Genomic DNA, 26950 nt, shown 5'->3' on the forward strand with positions numbered 1-26950 from the left:
AGCTCTAGAGACCCCATGCCCGAACTATTCAAGACCCCGGCCAACCTCCTGGCTCAAGACCAACGTAACGCCACCGTCCTGCTGGTCGATGGCAACCAGGGATTGCTGATTTCTCTGGTGGATTTGTTGCGCCAGGGTGGATTCCGTTTCGTGCATTGCCGGCAGGATCTCCAGGATTTGCCGCAGTACTGCCGTGACCTGTCCCCCGACGTTCTGGTGCTGAACCAGCCGGGCGACAGCCCTGCCGCCGTAGCCACGCTGATGGCCGCCCTCGGCACGCTGGCCCAGCTGGCGGCAGGGGAGCGTCCCACCCTGCTGCTGCGCACCGGCGTGCTGGACGCCGCCGCCCGCGAGGAGGCGCGCCGGCGGGGCGTCAGCGATTTCATCGCCCACAATTGCGACCCGATGGAGGTGGTGACCCGCGTGGCCGGCGCCGCCCATCGGCAGTTCCTAAGCCGCCAGGTGGCGCAGCAGCAGCGGCAGGTGGACATCCAGGTCAAGGACCGCACCGCCCGCCTGCTGGAGTCGCTGGAAACGATGCAGGAGAGGGAGCGGACCCTGCTGGCGGCACTGGAGCAGACCCGCACGGAAATCCGCCAGAAAACAGAGTTCCTGGCCCATGCCACGCACGAACTGCGCACGCCCCTGAACGCCATCCTGGGCTTCGCCGACCTGCTGCGGCGGGAGTTCCATGGGCCGCTGGGCGACGCCCGTTATCTGGAATACGTGGAGGATGTGCACGCCGCCGCCAGCCACATGGCCGCCGTCGTCGACGACACGCTGGATCTCAGCCGCGCCGAGTCGGGCCAGGTGACCCTGGACATCCGCGACATCGACATCGGCCGCGCGGTGCAGGACAGCACCCGCATGCTGCGCACCCTGGCCGCCGACTGCGGCGTGGACCTGACGGTAAAGGTGCCGGAGCAGCCGCTGCGCCTGCGCACCGATCCAGAAAAGGTGCGGCAGATCATCCTGAACCTGGGTTCCAACGCCTTGAAGTTCACGCCGCGCGGTGGCCGGGTGACGGTGGAAGTGCAGGCCGACGACAAGGGCGGCGCGCTGATTCTGATCGTGCGCGACACCGGCGTGGGCATGGCCCCGCATGAGCTGCCCATCGCGCTCAAGCCCTTCGGCCAGGTGCGGGGCGCGCAACAACCGGGCGTGCGCGGCACCGGCCTGGGCCTGCCCCTGACCAAGCGCTTCGTGGAGATGCTGGGCGGCAGCCTGGACATCGCCAGCGTTCCCGGCCGGGGCACCATCGTCACCGTGCGCCTGCCCGCGCCGGAGAATGAGGCCGGCAACGCGCGCGCTACCGCCTGACATCACGCGGTCGCGGGGGGCACCTGGGTCATGAGCGCCAGGGGGCGGCCCTCGTTGTCCTTGAAAAAAGCCATCCATTCCTCCGTCCCGTCCCCATGTCGGTGGATGACGTGCGGGGCGTTGATGAATTCCACACCCCGCGCCGTCAGGGTGGCGTGCATGGCCTGGATGTCGCCGACCCGGAAATAGAGGATGGACTCGGCCGGCCCCTCCCCTTCGGACAGGAACAGGCGCAGGCCGCCGCAATCGAAGAAGGCCAGGCCGCCGAAGGAATAGAGGTGCGGTAGCCCCAGCACCTCGCCATACCAGCGGCGGGCCGCCGCGATGTCCGCCACATGGCGGGCGATCTGGCCCACCGGTCCCAGGCTGGCTTGCGGTTCCATGGATGACGCCTCCTTGCGGGCGAGGTTGCTGTCGCGGCGAATACCCTGCCAGCGCCGCAGTTCGGCGCGGCTGGCGAAGCCCAGCTTCTGCAGGACATTGGTGACGTGGTATTTCACCGCGTCGATGCTGACACCCTGCCGCCGGGCGATCTGGGGATTGGTCAGGCCGTGGCGGACGGCCTCGACCACCCGCCATTCCGCCGGCGTCAGCACGTCGGCATGGGGCGGACGACCGCGTTCCCGGTGGCCGCGCCGATGGGACGGGACGGCCCGTGCCGAGAAACGGTCGGTTCTGACGCCGTGGCGGGGAGGATGTGTCATGAGGCGGAGCTTACCGCGCGACGGGGCTATTTTCCCTACCCGACGGCTTTCCCTACCCGACGGCCGGTCAAGATCAAGCCCCGCCTGCCCCTTTACGTTTAGGGAAACTTGACCGGCGCCATTTCCAGCGGTGAAAAAGGAAAAGCCCGCGGGAGGTGCGTCCTTCCTCCCGCGGGCTTTACGCCTCCGGCGGACCTGAACCCGGCCGGATGCGATCCCAGTGGTAGCCAGCCCGTCAGGGCCGGGTATCGGCGGCGGGGGCGCGTCCCCCGCCGCCTGTTCCTTCCAATCCCAGCTTCAAGCCTCAGCGCACGCCGGACCGGCGCAGGCTGTCCGGCGAGAAGTCGGCCGCCGTCAGGTTGACGTTGAAGTTGTAGGGCTTCTCCTGGTTGGTGAAGCCGCTGGCGGTGTAACGGCCCGACTGCAGGTCGTACACGGCGAACAGGCCCGCCCAGAAGGTCTGGACATCATAGAAGTTGATGCCGTGGGCCTCGGTCACGCGCCACAGCTGGTCGCGGCTGTCGTACTGGTCGGCGACCAGGATGCCCCAGCTGTCCTCATCCACATAGAAGGTGCGGCGGGGATAGATGTGGCTGGTGCCAGACTTAAGCTTGCCCTCGACCACCCACACCCGGTGCAGCTCATAGCGGGCGTAGTCCTGGTTGATGTGCTTGGCCTTGACCAACTGGTCGTAGGTCAGTTTGTCGCTCTGCAGCTGATAGGCGTTGTAGGGGACGTACATCTCCTTCTTGCCCACCAGCTTCCACTCGTACCGGTCGGGGGAGCCGTTGAAGACATCCAGCTGGTCGGAGGTGCGCAGGCCGTCCGAGGCCGTGCCCGGGTTGTCGTAGGCGACGTTGGGCGCGCGGCGCACGCGGCGCTGGCCGGGGTTGTAGGTCCAGGCGTTACGCGGCTCCTTGACCTGGTCCATGGTCTCATGCACCAGCAGGATTTCGCCCGCCAGGCGGGCCGGCGCCGTCACTTCCTGCTGGAAGTACAGCGAGGTTTGGCCTTCAGGACCGGTATCGGAGTACAGGAACTTTGACTTCTCGTTGATGTTGATCATCGTGTACGAGCCGTCGGCCTGCGGGTTGGCGGCGCCGTAGCTGCGCTCCAGCTGCTTGCCCTTCCAGCGCAGGATGTGGTTCCACACCACCTCCACGCCCGTCTTGGGAATCGGGAAGGGCACGCCCACCTTGGCGCCCTCGACGCCGTTGCCGTCGTCCACCAGCTTGGCGCGGGTGGCATTGGCCAGCGTCTCGTCATAGACGCTCTTGGGCAGCGAGGCGCTGCGGTGCGTCGGATAGACGTTCATCTTGTAGTCGGGATACTGCTTCAGCAGGGCCTTCAGGCCTTCCGGCAGCTTGTCCGCGTACTGGGCCATGTTCTGGCCGGTGATGGTGAATAACGGCTTGTCGCTGGCATAGGGATCGACGTAGACGCCGCCAGCCTTGTACCCCGCCGGCGGGGCGGTGATGCCGCCCGTCCATTCCGGGATGGTGCCATCCTTGTTGCCTGCCTTTTCGGCGCCGTTCGGCGTCAGGGTCTTGCCCAGATCAGCCGCGGACTGCGCCATGGCGACGCCCGCCATGCCCCCGAGAAAGACGGCGAAGGCGCCGCCAACCAACGCGGTGTTGGTCCACTTCATCCTTTTTCCTCCCTTATGCGGCCGGCCGTCCGCCGACGCGCGCGTCTCATTAGCCGAGTGGGTCTTGGTTCAAACGCACATTCCCAAACGCCCAATTCAAGGATCCCCCCACCTCATGGACAACTGTCCCGGGATTGGCGTTTGATCCTCTCATTTCAATAGTTTGGTCGATGCCGGGACGGCGCGCAATGGCTGTCGAACCGGCATCGACGGAGAAAAAGCACGTGTGGGCCTCAGAACAGGTCGGCTTCCAGGTCCATGACGGTCTTGGCCCCCGACATCAGGGCCTTGAAGCGGAAATCCACCTCCGGCAGCAGGCGCTGGACGAAGAAGCGGGCGGTCTTGATCTTGGCCTCGTAGAAGCCGCTCTTGCCGTTGCTGCCCTCGGCCAGCTTGGCGTTCGCCACCTTGACCATGCGCAGCCACATCCAGCCCAGGGCCACCAGGCCGAAGATGCGCAGGTAGTCGGTAGAGGCGGCACCGGCCTCGTCCGGGTTCTTCATCCCCCTCTGGGCGACGATGGCCGTGGCCTGCTGCAGCTTGCCGAAGGCCTTGGCCAGCGGGCCGGCGAATTCCAGCAGGTCCGTGTCTTCCATCGCCGACTCCAGCTCACCCGCCAGCGGGTGGAAGAAGCGGCGCAGCAGGCGGCCCATGTCCTGGCCCAGCTTGCGGCCCACCAGATCCAGCGCCTGGATGCCGTTGGCACCCTCATAGATCATGGCAATGCGGGCATCGCGCACGAACTGCTCCATGCCCCATTCACGGATGTAGCCGTGGCCGCCGTACATCTGCTGGGCCATGGTGGCGCACTCATAGCCCATGTCGGTGAAGTAAGCCTTCACCACCGGCGTCAGCAGGGCCACGAACTCGTCCGCCTCGGCCCGGGCCTTGGGGTCCGGGTTATGGTCGGCCTGGTCCAGCTGGATGCCCACCCAGTAGCCCAACGCGCGGGCGCCCTCGGTGAAGGCCTTGATGGTCATCAGGTTCTTGCGCACGTCCGGATGGACGATCAGCGGGTCGGCGGCCTTCTCCGGCTCCTTGGCGCCGGTCAGCGACCGGCCCTGCAGGCGTTCCTTGGTGTAGGTCAGCGCGTTCTGGTAGGCGACCGTGGCGATGCCCAGGCCCTGCATGCCCACGCCCAGGCGGGCGGCGTTCATCATGGTGAACATGGCGCGCATGCCCTTGTGCGGCTCACCCACCAGCCAGCCCTTGGCGTCGTCGAAGTTCATGACGCAGGTGGCGTTGGCCATGATGCCCATCTTGTGCTCGATGGAGCCGCACATGACGCCGTTGCGCGGACCGGGCTGATTGTCCGCGGTCGGCAGGAACTTGGGCACCAGGAACAGGCTGATGCCCTTCACGCCCGGGGGGGCGTCCGGCAGCTTGGCCAGCACCAGGTGGATGATGTTGCTGGTCAGGTTATGCTCACCGGCGGAAATGAAGATCTTGGTGCCGGTGATGCTGTAGCTGCCGTCGTCGTTGGGGACGGCCTTGGTCTTGATCAGACCCAGGTCGGTGCCGCAGTGCGGCTCCGTCAGGCACATGGTGCCGGACCACTCGCCCGTGGTCATCTTGGGCAGGTAGGTGTCCTTCAGCTGATCATTACCGTGGGTGTGGATGGCGTTCCACGCCCCCTGGGTCAGGCCCGGGTACATGGCGAAGGCCATGTTGGCGGAGATCAGCAGCTCTTCCAGCACGAAGGTGATGGCGTGGGGCAAGCCCTGGCCACCGTACTTCGGGTCCATGGACAGGCCCTGCCAACCGCCATCGACGTAAGCCTGGTAGGCTTCCTTGAAGCCCTTGGGCGTCCGCACCACGCCGTTCTCGTAGTGGCAGCCTTCCTCATGGCCGGGGCGGTTCAGGGGCTGCAGCTCGTTTTCGCAGAGCTTGGCCGCCTCTTCCAGGATGCTGGAGACGAGGTCGCGGGTGGCGTCCTCGAAGCCCGGCAGCTTGGTCAGGTTCTCTGCATGCAGCAGATCGTTCAGGACGAAATCGATGTCTTCGAGCGGCGCCTTGTAGGTCGGCATCGGAGAATTCCTTGAATTCCAAGGGTTCTGGGGGAAAACGCCGGGGCGGTCGCCCGCCCCGGCCCCCCATGAGAACGTCAGTTGCGCAGCGGCTTGCCGGTGGACAGCATGTGGTCGATGCGGTCGATGGTGCCAGGCGTGCGCACCAGGCGCATAAAGGCCTCGCGCTCCAGATCCAGCAGATCGTCCTCGGTCAGCACCGTGGTGATGTCGGTGTCGCCACCGCTCAGCACCCAGGCCAGTTCACCGGACACCACCACGTCGTGGTCGGTGGCCTTGCCCTGGCCGTGGAAGCCTTCCACCGCCATGTCCAGCGCCGTGCGGGCGCCGGGACCGGGCAAGCGGATTTCCAGCGGCTCCGGCGCCGTGTAGTCCTTGGCCAGTTCCAGGGCCTTGGCCTTGGCGTCGGCCAGCAGCCGGTCGCGGTTCATGGTGATGCCATCGGTCGGACGCAGGATCAGCATCTCCTTCGCCTCGAATGCCGACTTCGCCACCTTGGCCGTGCTGATATACTCGAAGGCCTTGGCGATGGGGGGCATGGGGCCGCCCGGGCGCTTCTTGTTGTAGGTGTGGCGGAACAGCATTTCCTTGCAGCCGCCCCAGCCGGGGACCAAGCCCACACCGACCTCGACCAGGCCGATGTAGCTTTCGGCATGCGCCTGCACCGCGTCGCAGTGCAGCAGGATCTCGCAGCCGCCGCCCAGCGCCATGCCCGACGGCGCGCCCACCACCGGGAAGGGCGCGTACTTCAGCGCCTTGTAGGTCTGCTGGCCCTCGGCGGTCGCCTGCTCGATCTGCGGCCACAGGGCGATGTTCAGCGCGAACAGGGCCAGGCCCAGGTTGGCACCGACGGAGAAGTTGTCGCCCTCGTTGTGGATGACAAGTGCCTTGTAGGCCCCGGACTTGCCGTCGCCGATGATGTCGATGGCCTTGCGGTAGAGCGCCATCACCTGGTCGTCCAGGGCGTTCATCTTGCCGGTGAACTCCAGGCACAGCACGCCGTCGCCGATATCCCACAGGGCCGCCGACGCCGTCTTGGCCACCGGCTTCGACGCCCGCTTGACGTCGGACAGCAGCAGCACGCCCTCGGGCCGTTCCACCACGGCGTACTCGCCCTGGGTGGTCAGGTAGTGCAGGCGGCCGCCCTCGACCTTGTAGAAGGGGCGCCCGGCGGCCAGCGTCACCAGGGCCGGCACCGGCAGGCCGGCCTCGGTCAGCTTCTCGGCGAACCAGGCCGTGCCCAGGGCGTCGATCATCTCGAACGGGCCCTGCTTCCAGTTGTAGCCGAGGCGCATGGCGGCATCGACGTCCAGGATGGTGTCGGCGATCTCCGGCACCAGGCTGGCGGCGTAGGCCAGCGCCTGGCTCAGCACCTTCCAGGCGTACTGGCCGCCCTTGTCGCTGTGGGTCACCAGGCCCTTCAGGCTGCGCTCCTTGGCCGACGCCAGCTCGGCCTTCACGGTCGGGCGGTAGGCGCCGGTCTTCAGGTCGATGGTCTCGCGGATGCGCTTGCCGTCCGGCGTCTTGGTCTGGCGGTAGAAGCCGCCCTTGCCCTTACGGCCGGTGTAGCCCTCGGCGATCATCTTCGCCTGCAGCGGATTCTCGCGGTAGACGCGGCGGTAATCGTCCTGCGCCGGTAGGGTGGACAGCAGGCTTTTGGCGATGTGCGGCCCCAGGTCGATGCCGACCAGGTCCAGCAGGCCGAAGGTGCCGGTCTTGGGCAGGCCCATGGGCTTGCCGGTGATCAGGTCGGTCTCCTCCACCGTCAGGCCCAGATCCTCGGCCGCGTTCACCGCCGCCTGGAACCAGTAGGTGCCGATGCGGTTGGCGATGAAGCCGGGGGTGTCCTTGCAGTGCACGACGCCCTTGCCCAGGCGCACGTCACACACCTGGCGAATGATGTCGACGGCGTCCTTGCGGGTCTTGGGGCCGGCCACGATCTCCAGCAGCCGCATGTAGCGCGGCGGGTTGAAGAAGTGGGTGATCATGAAATCGGCCGCGAACTGCTCGCCAGCGCCTTCCAGCAGGATCTCCAGCGGGATGGTGGAGGTGTTGGAGCTGACGACCGAGCCCGGCTTGCGCACCGCGTCCAGGCGGCGGTACAGCGCGTGCTTGATGTCCTTGTTCTCGATCACCGCCTCGATGATCCAGTCGACGTCCTTCAGCTTCTCCAGATCGTCTTCCGTGTTGCCCGGGGTCACCAGGCGGGCGGCGTCCTTGTGCATGAAGGCGGCGGGCTCGCCCTTCAGCAGCTTTTCCACCGCCGTCTTGGCGACGACGCTGCGGTCACCGCCGTTGTCCTTCACGGCCTGGGGAACGATGTCCAGCAGGAAGACGGGAATGCCCGCGTTGGCGATGTGGGCCGCGATGCCGCTGCCCATCACCCCGGCGCCGATGACGGCGGCGCTTTTGATTTCCATGGGGTCTCTCCTCAACCGGGGGCCGATCAGACCGCTTCCAGGACGGTGGCGATGCCCTGGCCGCCGCCGATGCACTGGGTGGCCAGCGCGAACTGCTTGCCTTCGCGCTTCAGCAGGCTGGCGGCCTTGCCGGTGATGCGGGCGCCGGTGGCGCCCAGCGGGTGGCCCAGGGCGATGGCGCCGCCGTCCAGGTTCACCTTGGCGGGGTCGAAGCCCAGTTCGCGCGCCACGGTCATGGACTGCACGGCGAAGGCCTCGTTGCTCTCCACGATGTCGATGTCCTTGATTGTCAGGCCGGCGCGCTCCAGCGCCTTGCGCGAGGCCGGCACCGGGCCGTAGCCCATGATGGTGGCGTCGCAGCCGGACACGGCGACGGAGCGGATGCGGGCCAGGATGGGCAGGCCGTGGGCCTTGGCGTATTCCTCGCTGGTCACCAGCGTGGCGGAGGCGCCGTCGGTCAGCGGGCTGGAAGTGCCGGCGGTGACGGTGCCCTCCTGGTCGAAGGCCAGCTTCAGGCCGGCCAGGCCCTCGGCGGTGGTCTCCGGACGGATGCAGCCGTCCTTGTCCACCAGCTTGCCCTTCACGTCGATGCCGACGATCTCATCGGCCAGACGGCCGGCGGCCTGCGCGGCGGCGGCCTTCTGGTGCGAAGTGACGGCGTAGGCCTCCTGGTCGGCGCGGCTGAAGCCGAACTTCTTGGCCAGGTTCTCGGCCGTGATGCCCATGGCCATGTAGGCGCCGGGGTTGGCGGCGTGCAGGGCCGCATTGGGCATGGGGTTGAAGCCGCCCATGGGGATGCGGGTCATACTCTCGACACCGGCGGCGATGAAGGCCTTGCCAGCGCCCAGGGCGATGGCGCCCGCCGCCATGTGGATGGCCTGCATGGAGGAGCCGCAGAAGCGGTTGACCGTGGTGCCCGCCACACCCTGGGGCAGGCCGGCGATCATGCCGATCAGCTTGGCGACGTTGAAGCCCTGCTCCCCTTCCGGGAAGGCGCAGCCGACGATCAGGTCTTCCAGATCGGCGGTGTTCACGCCCGTGCGCTCGACCAGCGCCTTGATCACCGTTGCGGCCAGATCGTCGGGACGGACCTTCACCAGGTCGCCCTTGTTGGCCAGCGTGAACGGGGACCGGGCGTAACCGGCGATAACGGCTTTAGTCATTGGTGTGTTCCTCGCCTTGGCAAACGGGGCGGCGCCTCATTTGGCGGGCGCCGGATGGGGGATGACGCGGGAAAGGCCGGACCGGGATGCGTCCCCGGCACGGCGGGAAAGGGGATGCAGGCTGGGCGCTGTCAGGCGTCCAGGGCGCCCTTGCGGGCCAGGTGATCGACCACCAGCCCCTCGATCTCCTTGAGGTCGACCAGGGTCTGCTGCACGTCGCGCAGCTGTTGTTCCAGGGTGGCGATACGGTCGCGGGCGCTGCTCAGCAGGAAGCGCATCTGCGGCACCTGGGCGTCGCCCACCTCATAGAGGTCAAGGAAGTCCTTGATGCCGGCAATGGTGAAGCCCAGACGCTTTCCGCGCATGATCAGCTTCAGCCGCGCCCAGTCGCGATGGGTATAGACCCGCTGCTGCCCCTCGCGGCGCGGGGTCAACAGGCCTTCGTCTTCGTAATAGCGAATGGTGCGGGGCGTCAGCTCGAACGCCTCGGCCAGTTGACTGATGGTGTAGGTCTCTTCCACCGCCGTCACGGGCGCTCCGTCGGGCATGGGTCCTCTCCCTGGGCTGGCCGAACCCCTCTCTTTCAGCGGAGGGTCGGCGCCTTACGTTTACGTAAACGTAAAGTGAGAGGCGGCCGATGTCAATCGCCTGAATCAACTTTCAACTTCACCCGTTCGGGGTACCGTTGGCTTGATAAATCATGCCCTCAAACGCCGGGCGCCAGCATCCGCTGGCTTGGCTTTCCTCTCTTTCCAATCCGCTGACGCTGCTCAGAAAGCTCCGGCGGACGCAGTCGCGTCCTACGGCATGAGCGAGGCTCATGCCGCTGGTACCCCCCCCTCAATGAAAGCGCCCCTAGGCCGCGACCGCGGCCGCCGGAGCGAGCACCGCAGGGCGCAGCGAGGATAGTCGAGGGGCGGATGCCCCGCTGGCGCCTGAGGCTCAGATAAAGAAATGTATCTGCGTCCGGTCGTAGCCGGTGCCCAGCAGCATGGGCTGGCCCTGGGCCACCGGGAAGTCATGGCCGAAGAAGTAGACCGCCTGCTTCCAGTGGTTGGTGCGGGCGGCGGAGCGGGAGCTGTAGACCACCTCCTCATCCATGTGCAGATCGAACCAGAAGGCCACACCCTGGACCAGGCCGGGCTTGGTCGCCTGGATGGTCAGGCTTTTCAGATCGCTGTCCGGCATGCTGACACGGAAGTCGAAGAACCAGGCCGGGAATGGGTCGGACAGCATCTGGTGGGTGTCGGCGGCCAGATCGATCTGCTGGTAGCCTGGGGCCCGGAACTGGTCGAACCGGCTCATGTCGAAGCCGCTAACGCTGCGAATCGGGCTGACGTTGCGCAGGTCGTCGGCCTGGATCAGCTGGGCCCAGACGGTGGCGGCGGCGGGGATGACGCGGGCGCCGGGGCGGGCCAGGTTGCGGCGGGCGTGGTCCAGGATGGCCAGCATGTCCGGCGCCAGCATACCGACGTTGACGATGTCGGACACCAGCACATCGGCCGGACGCGGCAGGTCCACGCCCAGCTTCAGGTCCTGGGGCTTCTTCGACACGATGGTGATGCGGTCGGCGTAGCCGTTCAGCGCCACCGTCTCGCGCGCCACGGTGGCCAGTGCCGCCAGGGGTTCGGAGGCGATGACGCGCGCGGCACCGGCGCGGGCGGCCATCATGCTGACCAGGGCTGAACCGGCCCCCAGTTCCAGCACCAGATCGCCCGGGCGGATGGCGCGCAGCAGCGCCGCCTCATAGGCGTCGTTACGCTCGTGATCGTTCAGCCGGGGGATGTGCCAGGCCGGCACCTGGGTGCTGCGCAGCAGCTGCAGGGCGTACTGCACCGCCTGGTTTTCCGGCAGGCGGGTCTGCACGCCGGTCAGCAGGGCGACGGCGTCCTCCGTGCGGTCCTGGCCCTGGAACACCTGGGCCAGGCAGATCGCGGCCTCGTACCGGCTGCTGTCAGCGGCCAGCACCTGGGCGAACAGGCCGCCGGCCTCGTCCAGCCGGCCGGTGTAGAGCAGCAAGGTGCCGAGGTTGTACAGGGCGTCGAGGTTGTCGGGCAGCAGGCCCAGGGAGTGGCGCAGGCAGAACTCCGCCTCCTCCAGGTTGCCCAGTTCCCGCAGGGTGTTGCCCAGATTGTTGTGCGCCTCGGCATAGCGGGGGTTGATCTCCACCGCCTCGCGGAAGCGGGCCTCCGCCTCGGCCAGGCGGCCCAGGGCGCGCAAGGCGTTGCCCAGGTTGTTCTGGCTGATGGCGTCATCCGGGTTGAGGGTGACGGCCGTGCGGAAGCAGGCCTCCGCCATCTCGAACTGGCGGCAGCCGTACAGCAGGACGCCCCGGCTGTTGTGGTACTGGAAGTTCTCGCCATCCAGCTCGATGGCCCGCTCAAACAGGTCGTTGGCCTCGATCGGCCGGTTGGCCTTCAGCGCAATGACGCCCAGGAGGTGGGTGGCCTCGGCATGGACGGGGTTGGTCGCCAGCGCGGTGCGGCAGCTCATCTCCGCTTCCGCCAGGAAGCCGGCCATCAGGTGCTGGCGGGACAGGTCCACACAATCCTGGACGAAGGACATCCACTCCTCCTCGGGGGGCTAGGTCGCGTCTTTGCGCGAAGGGGAGAGCAAGGGGTATGCCACTTGGGGCTGCCCCTGAAAGGCTTGGATTCCCTACACGATTGCAAGAAATTGGCGGCCCGGCGGCGGCACGGAACCGCCGCCGGGCAAAGCTTGCCGGGTAAAGTTTATACGTGCCCCCTCCAAGGTCCGGTGGTCGCGGTCGCGTCCTACAGCAGCGCCAGCACTTCGTCAGCGCTGGGCATGGCGTCGCCCGCGCCCACCCGCGTCACGGCGATGCTGGCCGCGACGTTGGCGTGGCGCATGGCCTGGGGCAGCGTGTCACCCAGGGCCAGGCGGGCGGCCAGGGAACCCACGAAGCAATCGCCGGCGCCGGTCGTGTCCACCGCCTTGACTTTGCGGCCGGGGACGATGACCTGGTCATCCGCCGTGACCGCCAGGGCGCCGCGCACGCCCAAGGTGGCCACCACGGTCTGGCCCGGGCGCCGCATCAGCCGGCGGGCGGCCGCGGCGACGGCGTCCTCCGCCGCGTCGCCTGGCACATCGACACCGGCGAAGTGGCCAAGTTCCGTCTCGTTCACCACCAGGACATCGACGTCGGCCCACAGGCTGTCGGGCGCGTCATCCAGGGCCGGGGCGGCGTTCAACACGGTGAGGCCGCCTGCGGCGCGGCCGCGGCGGAAGAAGTCGGCGATGGTGGCGCGGGGGATTTCAAACTGGCTGACCAGGATGTCGCCCGCCGCGATGGTGACGGCCTCCAGGTCGGCCGGCGACACCTCGCCATTGGCGGCGGGGATGACGACGATGCTGTTCTCGGCACTGGCGTCCACCATGACGATGGCAGTGCCGGTCGCGGTGTCCGTCCGGGCGATGCCCTGGGTTTCCACGCCGTTGGCCTGCAGGAAGGCCAGCGCCTGGTCGCCAAAGGCGTCACGCCCCACGCGGCCGATGAATTCCACCGCCACGCCCTGGCGGGCGGCGGCGGCGGCCTGGTTCAGGCCCTTGCCGCCCCGGCCGAAGGCCACGGTTTCACCGCTGACCGTCTCCCCCGGGCGTGGCGCGCGCTGCATGGTGGTGAGCACATCGGTGTTGATGCTGCCGGCGACGACGACTTTGGGCATAAGTGAACCTGATCGCGGGGGGTGGAAAAAGAACGGCGGCGATGCAGGGCACCGCCGCCGATCCAATCTACAAAATCAAACGCGGCGGTGTCAGGAGGCCTTGGCCTTCTGCGCCGCCAACTCGTCCAGCAGGGCCTTGCGCGACAGCTTGCCGATCATGGTCTTCGGCAGCTCGGTGCGGAATTCCACCTGCTTGGGCAGCTCGATGGCCGACAGCTTGTCGCGCAGGAAGTCGCACAGCTCCGCCTGCGTCAGGGTGTGGCCCTCGGTCAGCTTGATATAGGCCTTCACCGTCTGGCCGCGATAGGGATCGGGCACACCCAGCACGATGCACTCGTTCACCGCCGGGTGCAGGTAGATCGCCTCTTCCACGTTGCGGGGATAGACGTTGTAGCCGCCGGCCAGGATCAGGTCCTTGATGCGGTCGACGATGTAGATGTAGCCATCCTCATCCATGTAGCCGACATCGCCGGTGTGCAGGCGGCCGTTGCGCAGGGTCAGCGCCGTCTCATCCGGGCGCTTCCAGTAGCCCTTCATGACCTGCGGGCCGCTGATGCAGACCTCGCCCCGCTGGCCCTGGGCCACGGGGGTCTTGCCGTCCTCCACATCGATGATCTCGATGACGGTGCCGGGCACAGGCAGGCCGATGGAGCCCACCTTGACCTTGCCGCCCACCGGGCCGTCGATGGGGTTGACGGTGGCCACAGGCGACGACTCGGACAGGCCGTAGCCTTCCACCAGCTTGCAGCCGGTGTGGCCCTCGAAGGTCTGGCAGACATCCAACGGCAGCGGCGCGCCGCCGGAGATGCTGAAGGCCAGCGAGGACAGGTCGTACTTGGCCCGGTCCTTGTAGTTGTTGATGGCGGTGTAGATGGTGGGCACCGCCGGGAACTGCGTCGGCTTCTTCTTGTCGATGGTGTCCAGCACCTGCTCGATCTCGAACCGGGGCAGCAGGATCATCTCCGCGCCCAGGTAGATCGACAGGTTCATGACGCCCGTCATGGCGAAGACATGGAACAGGGGCAGCACGCCCAGCATGCGTTCCTGCCCCGGCCGGCCCTGGTAGAACCACAGCGCCGACTGCACCGTGTTGGCGGTCAGGTTGGCGTGGGTCAGCATGGCGCCCTTGGGCACGCCGGTGGTGCCGCCGGTATATTGCAGCACGGCCACATCCTCGACCGGGTTGATGGTCACGGGGGCATAGCGCCCATCGTTGGCCGTCAGGGCGCGGAAGCTGAGGTTATGGCCATCGGCCGGCGGGTGGGCGATGTCCTTCCGCTTCACCAGCGGGTACAGCAGGCTCTTCGGGAACGGCAGGATGTCGGCCATGCGGCCGGTGACGATGGTCTTCAGGCAGGTCTGGCCCAGCATCAGGACCAGCTTGTCATAGCACTGCGGCACGTCGACCGTGATCATGATCTCCACCTCGGAGTCATTGATCTGCTTGACGAGCTCGCGCTCCGCGTACAGCGGATTGAAGTTCACCACCGTGGCGCCGGTCTTCAGGATGCCGTAGTAGCAGAAGACGGAATAGGGGGTGTTGGGCAGGAACAGGCCCACATTGCTGCCCCGGCCCACGCCCAGCGCCTGCAGCCCCTTCGCCACCCGGTCCACCATGTCGGCGCCCTGGCGATAGGTGTAACGCTTTCCCAGGAAATCGATGAAGGGCCGGTCGGCGAAGCGCGCGGCGGAGCTGTCGAACAGGTCCGTCAGGGGCTTCACCGGTATGGGCGCGTTCCAGTCCACGCCCGTCGGATAGCTATGTTCCCAAATGTGCGCCGCACTCACGGCCGGGTCGGCCATCATACGTTTTCTCCCCAAGGGCGGCCCCCCACTCAGGTATGGGGGTGCCACCGCTCCAATTCGTGATTTGAAGCTCAGGGTGCCGACCTGGCGACGAGGGACGCATACCCGGCGGTCGTGTCGGCAACCGATATGCCGGGGCATCCATCCCCGGTCTAGGGCGGTAACGTGCCTGCATCGCGGACGCTACTCAAGCGTTTCGTGCAGCGGATGGGTATCGGGCCTCGCCGGCAAGGCCTGGGGGCGGCAACCCCAAGTTGCCGCGGCGATTTGGGCGCCGCCGTGAAACCGGCCCCGGCCGGGTGCCCAAGTCCTGTGGATGAAAGGAACGAAGCCCCTGCCGCAGCGCAACATTTCCCCACACATTACAGTAGCGGTCCCCAGGAGTTTATGTTTACCATTAAGACGGGTTAAGCTGCCGCATCGAAGAAAACCAGGGACAGTTCCGGACGCACCGGACGCACCCGGAACGGCGGTTGTTGGGAGGTGAGATCATCGGGCCGGCGCCCGTTTGGGCGAACCCGGCGCAATCGGGAAGGTACTGCCTCGTGCCACGCTTCGGATCGTATGACGCCTTCAGCCAGGAGGAGGGTCTCCCGGCCAAGGCCCAGGTTAAATGGTTCAATACCTCGAAGGGATTCGGCTTCGTCGCCCTGGAGGATGGAACGCCTGACGCCTTCCTGCACATCTCGGTGATCAGCCGCGCCGGCCTGGCCGACATCACCGAGGGGACGGAACTTCTGTGCACCATCGGCGCCGGTCCCAAGGGGCCCCAGGTGCTGCGCATCGTGGAGGTGACGGGCACCGCGGCACCGCCGGAGCGCAGCGGCGGCCCCGCCCCCCGTACCCGCGACCGGGTTCCCACCGGGTCGGAGATCGAGATCGACGGCACCGTCAAATGGTTCAAGGCCGACAAGGGCTTCGGCTTCGTCCTGGCCGATGATGGCGGCAAGGACGTCTTCGTGCACAAGAGCGTCCTGCGCCGCTGCGGCATGGATCACCTGGACGAAGGCCAGCGGGTGCAGATGCGCATCGCCGACGCGCCCAAGGGCCGTGAAGCGGTCTGGGTGGCCCTGGCCTGAGGCCCGCCCCTCCCCCGCCCCAAAAGATCACAGCCCCGGAAGCGATCGCCTCCGGGGCTGTTTCTTTACACGCAATCGCGACACCAACCCTCTGACAGTGGCACGAGATGGCGACTCGCGCCGCTGTAGGCCCCGACCGGGGCCGCCGGAGCGAGCACCGGAGGGCGCAGCGAGGACGAGCCTAGGCGGACGAATGTCCGCCGCCCGGCGCATGAGGGGGCATTTGAACGGTCACGTTCAAATGCCGCGCGTATGATATCGCCCAAGCCGGAAGGTCACCGGCTAGGGCAGGATGCTAATGCTACCGGCGGTGCCGATGGCCTGGTGGTTGGGGGACGTCCATTCCTCCACCTGCGAGGGCGCCAGGGAGTAAGTGCCGGGCAAGACAGCCCGCACCAGGTAGACCAGGCGGAATTCGCGGCGGTCGCCGGCCAAGTCGACGGCGGCCACGTAACGGTCCTCGCGCGCCTCCACATGGGTGGCGTCGCTGAGGTCGCCCACGGCGCCGGCCAGCTCGGGCGGCAGGCCGCCCCGGGCGATGCGCACCGTCTCGATGGCGAGGCCGGCGGCCACCGGGTCGCTGACCAGCACCTGGGTGGGCGCCGTGCCGTCCACCTTGCCGGACAATACCACGGCCAGCAGGTCGTTCTGGTGGATGCGCGCCGGGTCCACCGGGTGTCCCTTCAGGTCCAGCAGGCGTCGTTCAATGGTATAGCCCTGGCCGTTCCCGGCGGGGGCCGCCGTGGCTGGGGCTTCCGCCAAGGGAATGCCGGCGACGGCAACCGTGCGTTGTATCGGCACCTGGCCGCCGTTGTGGACGGCCAAGGGGCGGCCGCCGATCTCCAGCCGGCGGACCAGCGGCCGGGTCTCTGCCGGCGCCTGGCCGGCCAAGCCGAGCGTCATGGAACCGGAGCGCTGCATCAGTCCACGGCTGGCCACCAGCAGCCAGGCGCGTTCCTGGCTGCTGATCAGCGCTGGCTCACGCAGCAGGCCCTGCACTTCCTTGGCCTGGGCGGTCACGCGATCCAGCGGGGCGTTACCCTCCGCCAGCAGTGCCAGGCTGGCCGCCCGGTCCCGCAGGTCGGAACCGAAGTCGCGCATGCCCGGCAGGGTGATGCGCAGGCCATCCACGCGATTGTAAGCGTCCTGGGCCTGGGGCAGGCCCACGGCGGCCAGGGCGGCCGCGGCATGGGCGCGGGCCAGGCGGGTGGGCAGCTTATCCCAGAACGTTTCGTAGAAATAACGGACCGGCGTCGCATCCACCGCCTTGGCCTTGGCCGCCACGGCCAGGCCATAGGCGCGGGCTGGCAGGTCCGCCGGTTCCACCCAGCTGTTGCCGATGCTGCGCACAAGCCAGTCCAGACCCTTGCGGTAGGGCGCATCCGGCACGGCATGGCCGGCGTCGCGCGCCCGGGTCAGGAAGTCCATGACATAAGCGGACAGCCAGGGTTCGGCCGGGCCGTCGGCCGACCACAGGGCGAAGCCGCCATCGGCCCGCTCCAGGGTCAACAGCTTGTCGATCGCGCGGTCGATGCGGTCCCGCAAGGTGGCGTCGGTGTAGAGGCCCAAGGCCTTGCCGGCGTCGCCCAGGTAGAGCAACGGCAGGGCACGGCTGGCGATCTGTTCCGACGAACCGTAGGGGTTGCGGTCCAGGGTCATCAGCAAGCCCGGCACATCCAGCTCCGGCAGGGGGCTGAGCGCCAGGCCCGACACCGCGGTTTCCGGGCGCAGGCCCTGGGCCGACTCGGCGGGAACCTGCACGGTCGTGGCGGGGCGGATGTCCACCGTCTGGTGCCGGGTGACCACGGGCAGGTTGCCCCGCACCGGCACGGCGAACTCGCGGGTCAGCACCACGCCCTCCGGCCCCTTGACCGTCATCAGCAGACGCCCGGAGCCCACGGCCACCCCCTTCACCACGCGGTTCAGGGTGACCTTGCCGCCCTTGGCCAGACCGTGGAAGACGACGACGATCTCACGGGGCTCCGGCCGCGCCACGTCCTTGCCCTTGCGCTTCTTGGCGCCCACGCCACGGTTCGCGGTATCGACGGGGAAGGACAGCGGGCCCTCGGCCTGCAGGGTGACGGTGTAGCTGCCGCGCGTGCCGCTGACATTGTTCAGGGTCAGGGCGAGGCGGGCGGTGTCGTCCGGCGCCAGGAAGCGGGGCAACGCCATGTCGGCCTGCACCGGGTCGCGCACCGACAGCACCCGGTCGGCATGGCCCACCGCGCCAGCGGACCAGATGGTGGCCATCAGGCGCAGCCGGCCCTGGAAGTCCGGCAGGGCCAGCGGCACCTGCACCTTGCCGTCATTGCCCACGGGCAGGATGCCGGAATAGAGCGCCACCACCGGGGCGCCGCGCGGCGGCACGGCGTCGGAGGAGGTGGGGGCCGGCGCCGGGGACGCGGCCCCGGCGGCACCATGGGGCGCCGTCAGGCGGCCGTAGACGTCATGGATATCCACGCCCAGCTGGCGCTGGCCGAAGAACCAAGCCTCGGGGTCGGGCGTCTTGTAACCCGTGAGGTCCAGCACGCCCTGGTCGACGGCGGCCAGCACCAGGTGCACGCCCTGGCCCGCCGCCACGCCCGGCACCTGGATGGGAATGTGCACGGTCTGGCGTGGCTTGGCCTCCGCGGGGCCATCCACCTTGAGCGTCAGCGTATGGCCGGCCATGGCCACCGGCAGATAGTCCACACCCACGGCGCGGCGCGGTAGCGAGCGGCGGCCGGCCTCCACCGGGGCGAAGGCATTGGCGATGACATAGGCGCCGCCACCGATGTCGGCATCGACCGGGATTTCCACCAGGGCACCCTCTGCCCCGATCTCACGGGTCAGGGTCTGGCGCACGGCGCGGTCGGCCAGGGTGATCAGCACGGTGCTGCGGTAGGGTGGGCGCACGAAGACGGCAGCCTTGCCTCCCGGCGCCAGCGGACCCCCGCCCACCGCGCCCTTCACCGTCACCTCCACCGCGTCCGGCGTCTCACCCAATCGGGCGCTGACCCAGGAACCGGCGGCGAAGCGCACGCTGCCCGCCACGCCGGTGGCCGGGTCGTACACCTCCAGCCGGTAGCGGCCGGAGGACACGGGCACCTCGACACCCGCCGGCGCCTTGGCGCTGGCCGCCAACGTGCCGCCCGTCACCTTCTGGTCATGCACCTGGGGCTTGTAGTCCCAGCTGCCGTTGGCCTCGAACCAGACATAGTCCAGGCGTTCTTCATAAAGGTCGTAGGACAGCTGGCCTTTGTCCAAGAGCTTGCCGTCCGGCGATACGGCGATGACGTCGAAGGCGGCGGTCGCCCCTTCCGGCACGGCATCGTCGTTGAAGCGGGGGCGGATGCCGATGGTGTAGGGGTGACGTTCCACCGGCACCACCAGGTCGTGGCCCGTGGTGCCGCCGCCCACGTCGAACAGGGCGGCGTGCACCACCGCCTCCAGCGGGCGGGAGCCGTCCAGCTTGCCCTTCAGCGACACGGCCACGCTGGCCACGCCGTTGGCATCGGTGGCGAAGCCGGGCAGCGTCTCCTGCCGCGGAACCGCGTCCTCCTGCGCCAGGCCATAGCGATAGCCCTGGAACTGGGGGCCCTTCAGATCGGGGAAGGGATCCGCCGCCGGGCGCAGGGTTACCGACAGGGTGCCGGCCAGGTTGGCGGCCGGGGCGCCGCTGGGCGTACGGCCGGTGATGTCCAGCGTCAGCGCGCCGTCCGGCCCGACGCGGGACTGGTCGGCGGTCAGGTCCAGGTTCACGCGCGGCGGCACGAAGTCGGCCACATGGAAGCGCAAGGTGCCCACGGCCGGGCCGTCGGGGTCGGCGTGGGCGGTCACGGTCCAGGTGCCGGTGGCGGCGTTGCCCGGCAGGTCCACGGTGGCGGCGTAACCACCCATGCCCCGGTCGGCCAAGGTAAAGCGCTCGATCTCCAACCCGTCGGGCCGCTGCACCTTCAGGGTCAGCGGACGGCCCGCCACCGCCAGGCCGGCGGCATCCCGCAGCAGGGTGGTGACGTGCACCACCTCGCCCGGGCGGTAGATGCCGCGCTCGGCGAAGACGTAGGCGTCCAGCGCCCCGGGGGAGGGCCGGCCGGCGGCGCCGCGCGCGGCCAGGTCCAGGCCGGGGGCCGACAGGTCCAGGAAGCTGAAGTCGCCGTCCTTGGTGCTGGCGAACAGGGCCTGGCCCTTGGCCGCACCGGAGGCCGGGTCGAAGCGGGCGGCGCCATCGGCGCCGGTCAGCACCTTGCCCAGTTCCTTGTTGTCGCGGGCGGCCACGCGCACCTCCACCCCCGCCAGCGGTGTCGCCGTGCGCAGGGAATGGACGTAGACCAGCAGGCCGTTGCTGCCCGACAGGGTGGTCAGACCCAGGTCGGAGACGATGAACCACTGGGTGGCGCGGCCTTCCCAGCCCGCGGTCTTGGCACCGGCATCCTCCGCCACCGCCACGTAGACGCCCGGCTTCAACTGGCCCAGGACGGCATCGATGGGGAAAGGCGTCACCTGCGCCTGGTTGCGCTTGGCGCCCACGGCCATCTCACCGCGCCACACCAGCTCCCCGTTCTTTTCCACCAGGGAGCCGACATCCAGGTCGTTCAGCGTCTGGTTCAGCCGGCCGTAATAAATCTGCTCCACCAAGGAACGGTCCTTGATGTGCAACACCTGCAGGCGGGCGCGGTCCACGTTGATGGTGCGCAGCGGCAGGCCGTCGCGGCCGATGCGCGGCAGGATGTAGCCGCCGCTGCGGAAGGACAGCACCGGCCGGCGGTTCAGCACCTCGATCTCGCGCGATTGCGGGCCCGACAGGGTCTCGGTCCCGCCGGCGGCGGGCAGGCCGGCCTTCAGGGTCACGGTGTAGTGGTGGCCGTGCTCCAGCTTCTGGACGCACAGCGTGCGGTCGCGCACCACCACCGGCTTCTGCGTGGGTGTGCCGGGATCGGTCCCGGCGGCGGGGCCGGCGTTCTTGGCCAGCACCTCGACCTTGCCGGCATAGGGGTCCTGCAGGCCGGCGCGCGCCTTGGCCAAGGGGCGGTTGAAGGTGAAGCAGGCCTCGGGATCGTCCCGCTCGGCATTCACCTCCAGCCCGGTCAGGCCGAAGGGGCCGGTATCGGCCGGCGCCTGAGTCGCCCCGGTGGGGGGCGTGGCGGGGGGCGTGCCCGGGGGGGTGCCGACGCCCGGCTTCGCCGGCTGGGCCGGGGCGGTCGGCGGCAACGCCGGCGCGCGCTCTTGGGGGGAAGCTGTGGCGGCGGCGGGCAGGAAGACAGCCAAAGCGAGGGCCGCGGCGAAGCTACGCACCATGGGCAGCGGGGCCTCCACCCCGATAGATAATAACGGCAAGAAACCAGGAGGGCCGGCGCCCGTATAGATGGGCATCCGGCCAGTCAGGGCGCCAGAGGACGATGTTTTGGACGGTATTGCAACAGGCGCGTTGTCGGTACGGCCCGCCATTCGACCTTGCCCCGGTAGGCCAAAGGCCATAGCGGGCGGTGAAACGGGGTGAAACGGCGGTAGGACACCCCCGCACCGCCTTTCACCCCCGGCTTATTCCCTCGGTCGAAACGCCGGGCCGGCCTTTCCTCTTGTCCTCTTGCCCCGCGCTGGCCCGCGGCTTAACGCTGGACTTCCCCTTCCCCAGATCACCGGCGCCGCCGTCCATGGCCATCATCAACCCGCTGCAGCCCTTCCGCCACCACCCCAGCCTGTACATCGGCCTGGCCTTCAGCATCGCCATCGGCTTGGCCGCCTCGCGCGCGGTGCCGCCCGTCAGCGCCGTGCTGATCGGCTGGTGCGCCGGCATCATCCTCTATATCGCCCTGGTGCTGATCCATTTCGGCCGCGCCAACCTGGACAGCATCCGCGCCCGCGCCCGCGAACTGGAATCGGGTAAGTGGATCATCCTGCTGGTCACCAGCACGGCGGCATTGGCGTCCCTGGCCGCCATCGTCATGGAGGTGGGGGACGCCAAGGGCACGGCCCATGCGGCCGGCAGCGCCGCCCTGGGCGCCACCACCGTCTTCTGCTCGTGGAGTTTCGTCCACGTCATCTTCGCCCAGCACTATGCCCATTCCTACTGGCTGGAGGGCAAGGGCATCGACTTCCCCGGCTGCAAGCAGCCCGATTATTGGGAATTCCTGTATTTCGCCTTCACCATCGGCATGACGGCCCAGGTGTCGGACGTGACGACGCAAGGGCCCGCCATCCGCCGCGCCGTGCTGGCGCACAGCCTGCTGTCCTTCGTCTTCAACACCGCCATACTCGCCCTGGGCGTCAACCTGGGGGCGGGGTTGTTGGGAAACTGATCAAAACAAATGGGCGGGCCCCGAAGGACCCGCCCGCTTCCACTTCACGTACAGACTTGAAACTTACTCGGCGCTCTTCACCACCGGATGCAGGGGGATGGCCTGGGCCGGGCCCTCCTTCGGGGTGATGAAGCGGCCGAACTTGGGCGACAGCCACTTGTTGATGTCATCCACGATGGTGAACACCGCCGGCACGAACACCAGGGACAGCAGGGTCGAGGTGATCAGGCCGCCGATCACGGCCGTGGCCATCGGCTGCTGGAAGGAGCTGTCGTTGCCCACGCCCACGGCGATGGGAACCATGCCCGCCACCATGGCGATGGTGGTCATGATGATGGGGCGGGCGCGCTTGGCACCAGCGTCCAGCAAGGCCTCGCGCCGGCTCATGCCCCGGTCGCGCATCGAGACGATGGCGTATTCCACCAGCAGGATGGAGTTCTTCGTCACGATGCCCATCAGCATCAGGATGCCGATGAGGGCCGGCAGGGACAGCGACATGTGACCGATCAGCAGGGCCGCGAAGGCGCCGCCGAAGCTGAGCGGCAGGGCCGTCATGATGGTCAGCGGCTGGAAGAAGTTGCGGAACAGCAGGATCAGCACCGCCAGGATCAGCAGGAAGGCGGTGGCCAGGGCGATCGCGAAGCCGATCATCATGTTCTGCATCTCCTGCGTCTGCCCGTAGGCGGGCTTGGAGATGCCGGGCGGCATGTGGGCCATGGAGGGAAGCTCATTGATCTTCTTCATGGCCTCGCCCACCTCGATGCCGCGCAGGTCGGCCTCGACCGCGATCTTGCGGGCACGGTCGAAGCGCTCGATCTCCACGGCACCGGCGCCCATGCCGATGTTGGCCACGGCGCGCAGCGGCAGCAGGTCACCGGCGGAGGTGCGGACGCGCAGGTTCTCCATCACGTCCATGTCGGCGCGGTACTTGGGATCGATCTGCACCCGGATGGGCACCTGGCGGTCGCCCAGGTTGAACTTGGCCACGCTAGTGTCCAGGTCGCCCAGGGTGGCGATCTTGGCCACCTGGCCGATGGCGGCCACGGACACGCCCTGTTCCGCCGCCCGGTCGAAGAAGGGACGGATCTGGATTTCGGGGCGCAGCAGGGCCGCGGTTGAGGTGACGTTGGCCAGGAAGGGCTGCTGCCGCATCTCGTCCAGCACCTGGTTGGAGTAACGTTCCAGCGCCGGGCCGTCGTTGCTGGTCAGCAGCACGCTGATGTCCTTCGCCCCCCAGCCGATGGAGGAGTTGAAGCCGATGTGGGCGCCGGGGACCTTGTTCAGTTCCGGCGTCACCTCCGCTTCGAACTGCTGCTTGCTCAGCGACCGTTCGGACTTGGGCTTCAGGATGGCGGTGACGGCGCCGTTGCGCAGCTGGTTGTTGCGGCCGGCGCGGGTCCAGACGTGCAGTACCTCGGGACGCTTGGCCAGGATGTTGCCGACCAACTGGGTGGTGGCGTCCGTCTCGGCCAGGGTGGCGCCGGGGGGCAGGATGACCTGCACCGTGGACAGGCCGTTGTCGCTGGGCGGCACGAAGCCGGACGGCAGCATGGCGGCCATGAACAGCGACACCGCGAAGATGCCGATGCCCGCCAGCACGGTCAGCCAGCGGTGGTTCATGCTCCACCCCAGCAGCCGGCTGTACTGCCGCATCCAGCGGCCATCCTCGCTATGGTGGTCGGGCTGCGCCGGCTTCAGCATGTAGGCGGCCATCAGCGGCGTGATCAGGCGCGCCACCAGCAGCGAGAACAGCACGGCCACGGCCACGGTCACGCCGAAGGACTTGAAGTACTGGCCCACGATGCCGGACATGAAGGACACAGGCAGGAAGACCACCACGATGGTCATGGTGGTGGCGACCACCGCCAGGCCGATCTCGTCCGCCGCCTCAAGCGCCGCCTGGAAGGGGCGCTTGCCCATGCGGATGTGGCGGACGATGTTCTCGATTTCCACGATGGCGTCATCGACCAGGATGCCGACCACCAGCGACAGCGCCAGCAGCGTCACGCCGTTCAGCGAGAAGCCGAACCACTTCATGGCCAGGAAGGTCGGGATGGTCGACAGCGGCATGGCGAGGGCCGAGATGAAGGTGGCCCGGCCGTCGCGCAGGAACCACCACACCACCAGCACCGCCAGGAAGGAGCCCAGGACCAGGGCCTCGACCGAGCCGGCGAAGCTCTGCTTGGTGTACTTGACGTTGTCGAAGATCAGGTTGAAGTGGACATCGGGGTACTGCTTGCTGAGCTTCTGGATCTCCTCGTCCACGCCCTCGGCGATGGTCACTTCCGAGGAATGCGGGGCGCGGCGGATGCTGAAGCCCACCGTGGGCTGACCGTCGTAGCGGGAGATGTAGCGCATCTCCGACGTGCCGTCGGTCACGGTGCCCAGGTCGCTCAGGCGGACCTTGGCGGCGGAACCGGCGAAGGTGCCGAAATAGACCGGGATGGTGATCTCGGTGTTCGCCAGATCCTCCACCGTTCGGGCGGAGCCCAGGGTGCGGATGGATTGTTCCTTGGTGCCGACGGCGCCCCGGCCGCCCGGCAGGTCGACGTTGAGGGCGCGCAGCTGCGAGTTCACCTCATCGGCGGTGATGCCGCGCGCCATCAGGCGGTTGGGATCCAGGTTGATGCGGATCTCACGGTCCAGCCCGCCGAAGCGGTCCGTGGCGCCCACGCCGGAGACATGGGTGATGGCGCGGCTGATGTCGTTGTCGATCAGCCAAGACAGTTCCTCAACCGACCGGGTGTCGGACGAGACGGCGTAGGTCAGGATTTCATCGCCGGTGACGTCCTGGCGTTCCACCTGCGGCTCATAGATGTCGCCGGGCAGGTTGGACCGGATGCGCGAGATGGCGTTGCGCACGTCGTTCACGGCGCGATCGGTGTCGTAGCCGATCTTGAATTCCAGCACCGTGTTGGACAGGCCATCGGTGATGTCGGATGACACGTGGTCCAGGCCCACGATGTTGGACACCGCGTCCTCGACCAGCTTGGTCACCTGGACTTCCATTTCCGACGGCGCCGCACCCGGGCGGCTGACCGTCACGGTCACCACCGGGAAGTCGATGTCCGGGTTGCCGGTCACGTCCAGGCTGAAGTAGGCGACGATGCCCGCGATGAGCAGGACGATGAACAGGACGATGGGCGGGATGGGATGGCGGATGGCGACCGCGGAGATATTGCCGCTGCTCATGATAGGGCCCCCTTTTCCCGGTTCACTGCTGCACCGGCAGCGGCTTGACCGCGCCTTCCGCGGCCTTGTCGATCACGGTGACCAAGTCGCCGTCCTTGAGGTAGCCGGCGCCGGACAGCACCACCTTCTCGCCCGCCTTCACGCCGGACACGATGGCGATGTTGCCGTCCTGCCGGGCACCGGTGGTGACGCTGCGGGCGGCGACCTTGCCGTCCTGGTCCACCACGAACACGACCGGCCGCACCTCGCGATAGACGATGGCGGCTTCCGGCACCACCAGGCCGTCGGCCTGGCCCACGGCCACGCGGCCGGTGACGAACATGCCGGGGCGCAGGTCGGGGTTCCGCTCCAGGTCGATGCGCAGGCGGCCCAGGCGGGTCTTGTTGTCCACCGTCGGCTCGACCACGCGGATGGTGCCGACGTAATGGTGGGCCATGTTGTCGCCGTCGATGGTGACGTTCACCGTCTGGCCGGCCTTGGCCACCATCATGTCGTTCTCGGGCACCTCGGCCACCAGTTCCACGCGGTTCTCGCGGATCATGCGGAACAGCTCGGTCCCGCCGGCGGACAGCACGGCGCCGATGCGGGCGGTACGGGCGGTGATGGTGCCGTCGGATGGCGCGCGCACCTCCGACTGCTTCAGCTTGGCGATGGCCAGGTCGCGGTTGGCCTCGGCCACGCCGACGCGGGCCCGCATGCTGATCGCCAGGGCCCGGCGGTTGTCCAGGTCACGCGCGCTCATGGCGCCGGTGCGCACCAGGTCCTGGGCGCGGGCGTAGTTGGCGTCGGCCTCGACCACGTTACCCTTGGCCTCGGTCAGCAGGGCTTCCTTTTCGGCCAGGTCGGCGCGCAGCACGCTGTCGTTGAAGCGGGCCAGCAGCTGACCCTTCTTCACCGCGTCACCGATGTCGACCAGCACCTCGGACAGGGCCAGGCCCGACGTTTCCGTGCCGATGGGCAGATCGTCGAAGGCGGCCAGCGAACCGGTGACCAGCAGGGTGCGGGTAACGGGAGCCACGACGACCGGCGCCACCGTCACCGGCAGGGTGGACACCTTGGCTGGCGCGGCGGCCGGGGCCGCCGGCTTGGCGCCCGAACGCATGAGGACGGCGGCGGCAATGGCGCCCAGGACGACGACACCCCCGGCCAGCAACCACCAGCGGTAGCGCTTGAGCCCCGACCGGCCCCGCAGGCGGCCAGGAGCCCCCGCCGGTGCATAAGCGCCCAGGTCGGTCCGGTCGGCCGGAAGTTCAGCGGAATGGATGGTCATCGTCTTTAGCCTTCTGTCCAGCCGGCACCCAAGCTGCTGCCGCGTTGGGATGTCGGGATTGGCGGTGGCACGGACGATGGAAGCAAGGGCTCGTGCGGGCACGGTCCAGCGCTTTTGGGGAAACCCAAAAGGGGCGTGCCTGCCAGCGAACCCACGGCCCCCGCGACCGTGGTGGCGGACAACGCCTGATTTACAGCGGAAGATCTGACCAAAAGCCTAATCTCCGCAGGTCCGCCTGTTTCGAGGCTGAACCTACAGAGGGTTGTGTTACGGGAAAAGCCGCTCTTTGTATCGTTTTGTAACGGAGCTTTACGTGGTGTTCCGGGGGGCCCCGGCCGCTACCTCCAGGGAAGTAGG

The 26950-nt window shown here is 68.0% G+C and carries 15 protein-coding genes; 3 read left to right on the top strand and 12 right to left on the bottom strand.

Annotated elements, in window-relative coordinates; translation table 11 throughout:
• Positions 1 to 15 precede the first annotated feature (15 nt).
• The gene (locus FBZ89_RS18285) at positions 16 to 1320 is read left to right on the top strand and encodes an ATP-binding protein (protein ID WP_145751321.1); all 1305 of its coding nucleotides are present in this window, start codon (positions 16 to 18) and stop codon (positions 1318 to 1320) included.
• 2 nt (positions 1321 to 1322) lie between these two features.
• Here FBZ89_RS18285 and FBZ89_RS18290 read toward each other — a convergent pair whose 3' ends face one another.
• The 9 genes from FBZ89_RS18290 to FBZ89_RS18330 all read right to left on the bottom strand — a co-directional run bounded on the left by FBZ89_RS18290 (position 1323) and on the right by FBZ89_RS18330 (position 14774).
• The gene (locus tag FBZ89_RS18290) at positions 1323 to 2024 is read right to left on the bottom strand and encodes a LuxR C-terminal-related transcriptional regulator (RefSeq protein WP_145751322.1); all 702 of its coding nucleotides are present in this window, start codon (positions 2022 to 2024) and stop codon (positions 1323 to 1325) included.
• Between the two features lie 304 nt (positions 2025 to 2328).
• Complete coding sequence (locus FBZ89_RS18295; RefSeq protein WP_186457426.1) at positions 2329 to 3672, bottom strand: DUF1329 domain-containing protein; 1344 nt, start codon at positions 3670 to 3672, stop codon at positions 2329 to 2331.
• Positions 3673 to 3905: 233 nt separating this feature from the next.
• On the bottom strand, positions 3906 to 5699 hold the full coding sequence (locus FBZ89_RS18300; RefSeq protein WP_145751323.1) for an acyl-CoA dehydrogenase C-terminal domain-containing protein: 1794 nt from the start codon (positions 5697 to 5699) through the stop codon (positions 3906 to 3908).
• 77 nt (positions 5700 to 5776) lie between these two features.
• Positions 5777 to 8119 carry a 3-hydroxyacyl-CoA dehydrogenase/enoyl-CoA hydratase family protein gene (locus FBZ89_RS18305; protein ID WP_145751324.1) on the bottom strand — a complete coding sequence of 781 codons (2343 nt, stop codon included), beginning with the start codon at positions 8117 to 8119 and terminating at the stop codon, positions 5777 to 5779.
• Positions 8120 to 8145: 26 nt separating this feature from the next.
• Positions 8146 to 9282: a thiolase family protein gene (locus tag FBZ89_RS18310; protein WP_145751325.1), complete on the bottom strand. Its 1137-nt coding sequence runs from the start codon at positions 9280 to 9282 to the stop codon at positions 8146 to 8148.
• A 131-nt stretch (positions 9283 to 9413) separates the two neighbouring features.
• Positions 9414 to 9830 (bottom strand): MerR family transcriptional regulator, encoded by a 417-nt coding sequence (locus FBZ89_RS18315; RefSeq protein ID WP_040847021.1) that lies wholly within the window; start codon positions 9828 to 9830, stop codon positions 9414 to 9416.
• A 394-nt stretch (positions 9831 to 10224) separates the two neighbouring features.
• On the bottom strand, positions 10225 to 11847 hold the full coding sequence (locus FBZ89_RS18320; RefSeq protein WP_145751326.1) for a tetratricopeptide repeat protein: 1623 nt from the start codon (positions 11845 to 11847) through the stop codon (positions 10225 to 10227).
• A 209-nt stretch (positions 11848 to 12056) separates the two neighbouring features.
• Positions 12057 to 12968, bottom strand: coding sequence for a ribokinase (locus tag FBZ89_RS18325; RefSeq protein WP_145751327.1), 912 nt, complete (start codon positions 12966 to 12968; stop codon positions 12057 to 12059).
• A gap of 90 nt (positions 12969 to 13058) precedes the next feature.
• Complete coding sequence (locus FBZ89_RS18330) at positions 13059 to 14774, bottom strand: long-chain-fatty-acid--CoA ligase (protein WP_145751328.1); 1716 nt, start codon at positions 14772 to 14774, stop codon at positions 13059 to 13061.
• 545 nt (positions 14775 to 15319) lie between these two features.
• Here FBZ89_RS18330 and FBZ89_RS31955 point away from each other — a divergent pair.
• Complete coding sequence (locus FBZ89_RS31955; RefSeq protein ID WP_050898646.1) at positions 15320 to 15853, top strand: cold-shock protein; 534 nt, start codon at positions 15320 to 15322, stop codon at positions 15851 to 15853.
• 282 nt (positions 15854 to 16135) lie between these two features.
• Here FBZ89_RS31955 and FBZ89_RS18340 read toward each other — a convergent pair whose 3' ends face one another.
• Positions 16136 to 21130, bottom strand: a complete 4995-nt coding sequence (locus FBZ89_RS18340) for an alpha-2-macroglobulin family protein (RefSeq protein ID WP_145751329.1) — start codon at positions 21128 to 21130, stop codon at positions 16136 to 16138.
• A 356-nt stretch (positions 21131 to 21486) separates the two neighbouring features.
• Here FBZ89_RS18340 and FBZ89_RS18345 point away from each other — a divergent pair, with 356 nt between their 5' ends.
• On the top strand, positions 21487 to 22131 hold the full coding sequence (locus tag FBZ89_RS18345) for a DUF1345 domain-containing protein (RefSeq protein ID WP_145751330.1): 645 nt from the start codon (positions 21487 to 21489) through the stop codon (positions 22129 to 22131).
• A gap of 63 nt (positions 22132 to 22194) precedes the next feature.
• Here FBZ89_RS18345 and FBZ89_RS18350 read toward each other — a convergent pair whose 3' ends face one another.
• Complete coding sequence (locus FBZ89_RS18350) at positions 22195 to 25323, bottom strand: efflux RND transporter permease subunit (protein ID WP_246172315.1); 3129 nt, start codon at positions 25321 to 25323, stop codon at positions 22195 to 22197.
• Between the two features lie 22 nt (positions 25324 to 25345).
• Positions 25346 to 26593, bottom strand: coding sequence for an efflux RND transporter periplasmic adaptor subunit (locus FBZ89_RS18355; protein WP_145751331.1), 1248 nt, complete (start codon positions 26591 to 26593; stop codon positions 25346 to 25348).
• Positions 26594 to 26950 lie beyond the last annotated feature (357 nt).

The organism is Nitrospirillum amazonense, assembly GCF_007828045.1.
In the GTDB taxonomy this organism is placed as follows: Bacteria; Pseudomonadota; Alphaproteobacteria; order Azospirillales; family Azospirillaceae; genus Nitrospirillum; species Nitrospirillum amazonense_C.

Excerpts from the sequence above, each read along its gene's own strand:
- FBZ89_RS18285 (WP_145751321.1), top strand. The coding sequence starts at position 16 with ATGCCCGAACTATTCAAGACCCCGGCCAACCTCCTGGCTCAAGACCAA.
- FBZ89_RS18290 (WP_145751322.1), bottom strand. The coding sequence starts at position 2,024 with ATGACACATCCTCCCCGCCACGGCGTCAGAACCGACCGTTTCTCGGCA.
- FBZ89_RS18295 (WP_186457426.1), bottom strand. The coding sequence starts at position 3,672 with ATGAAGTGGACCAACACCGCGTTGGTTGGCGGCGCCTTCGCCGTCTTT.
- FBZ89_RS18300 (WP_145751323.1), bottom strand. The coding sequence starts at position 5,699 with ATGCCGACCTACAAGGCGCCGCTCGAAGACATCGATTTCGTCCTGAAC.
- FBZ89_RS18305 (WP_145751324.1), bottom strand. The coding sequence starts at position 8,119 with ATGGAAATCAAAAGCGCCGCCGTCATCGGCGCCGGGGTGATGGGCAGC.
- FBZ89_RS18310 (WP_145751325.1), bottom strand. The coding sequence starts at position 9,282 with ATGACTAAAGCCGTTATCGCCGGTTACGCCCGGTCCCCGTTCACGCTG.
- FBZ89_RS18315 (WP_040847021.1), bottom strand. The coding sequence starts at position 9,830 with ATGCCCGACGGAGCGCCCGTGACGGCGGTGGAAGAGACCTACACCATC.
- FBZ89_RS18320 (WP_145751326.1), bottom strand. The coding sequence starts at position 11,847 with ATGTCCTTCGTCCAGGATTGTGTGGACCTGTCCCGCCAGCACCTGATG.
- FBZ89_RS18325 (WP_145751327.1), bottom strand. The coding sequence starts at position 12,968 with ATGCCCAAAGTCGTCGTCGCCGGCAGCATCAACACCGATGTGCTCACC.
- FBZ89_RS18330 (WP_145751328.1), bottom strand. The coding sequence starts at position 14,774 with ATGATGGCCGACCCGGCCGTGAGTGCGGCGCACATTTGGGAACATAGC.
- FBZ89_RS18340 (WP_145751329.1), bottom strand. The coding sequence starts at position 21,130 with ATGGTGCGTAGCTTCGCCGCGGCCCTCGCTTTGGCTGTCTTCCTGCCC.
- FBZ89_RS18345 (WP_145751330.1), top strand. The coding sequence starts at position 21,487 with ATGGCCATCATCAACCCGCTGCAGCCCTTCCGCCACCACCCCAGCCTG.
- FBZ89_RS18350 (WP_246172315.1), bottom strand. The coding sequence starts at position 25,323 with ATGAGCAGCGGCAATATCTCCGCGGTCGCCATCCGCCATCCCATCCCG.
- FBZ89_RS18355 (WP_145751331.1), bottom strand. The coding sequence starts at position 26,593 with ATGACCATCCATTCCGCTGAACTTCCGGCCGACCGGACCGACCTGGGC.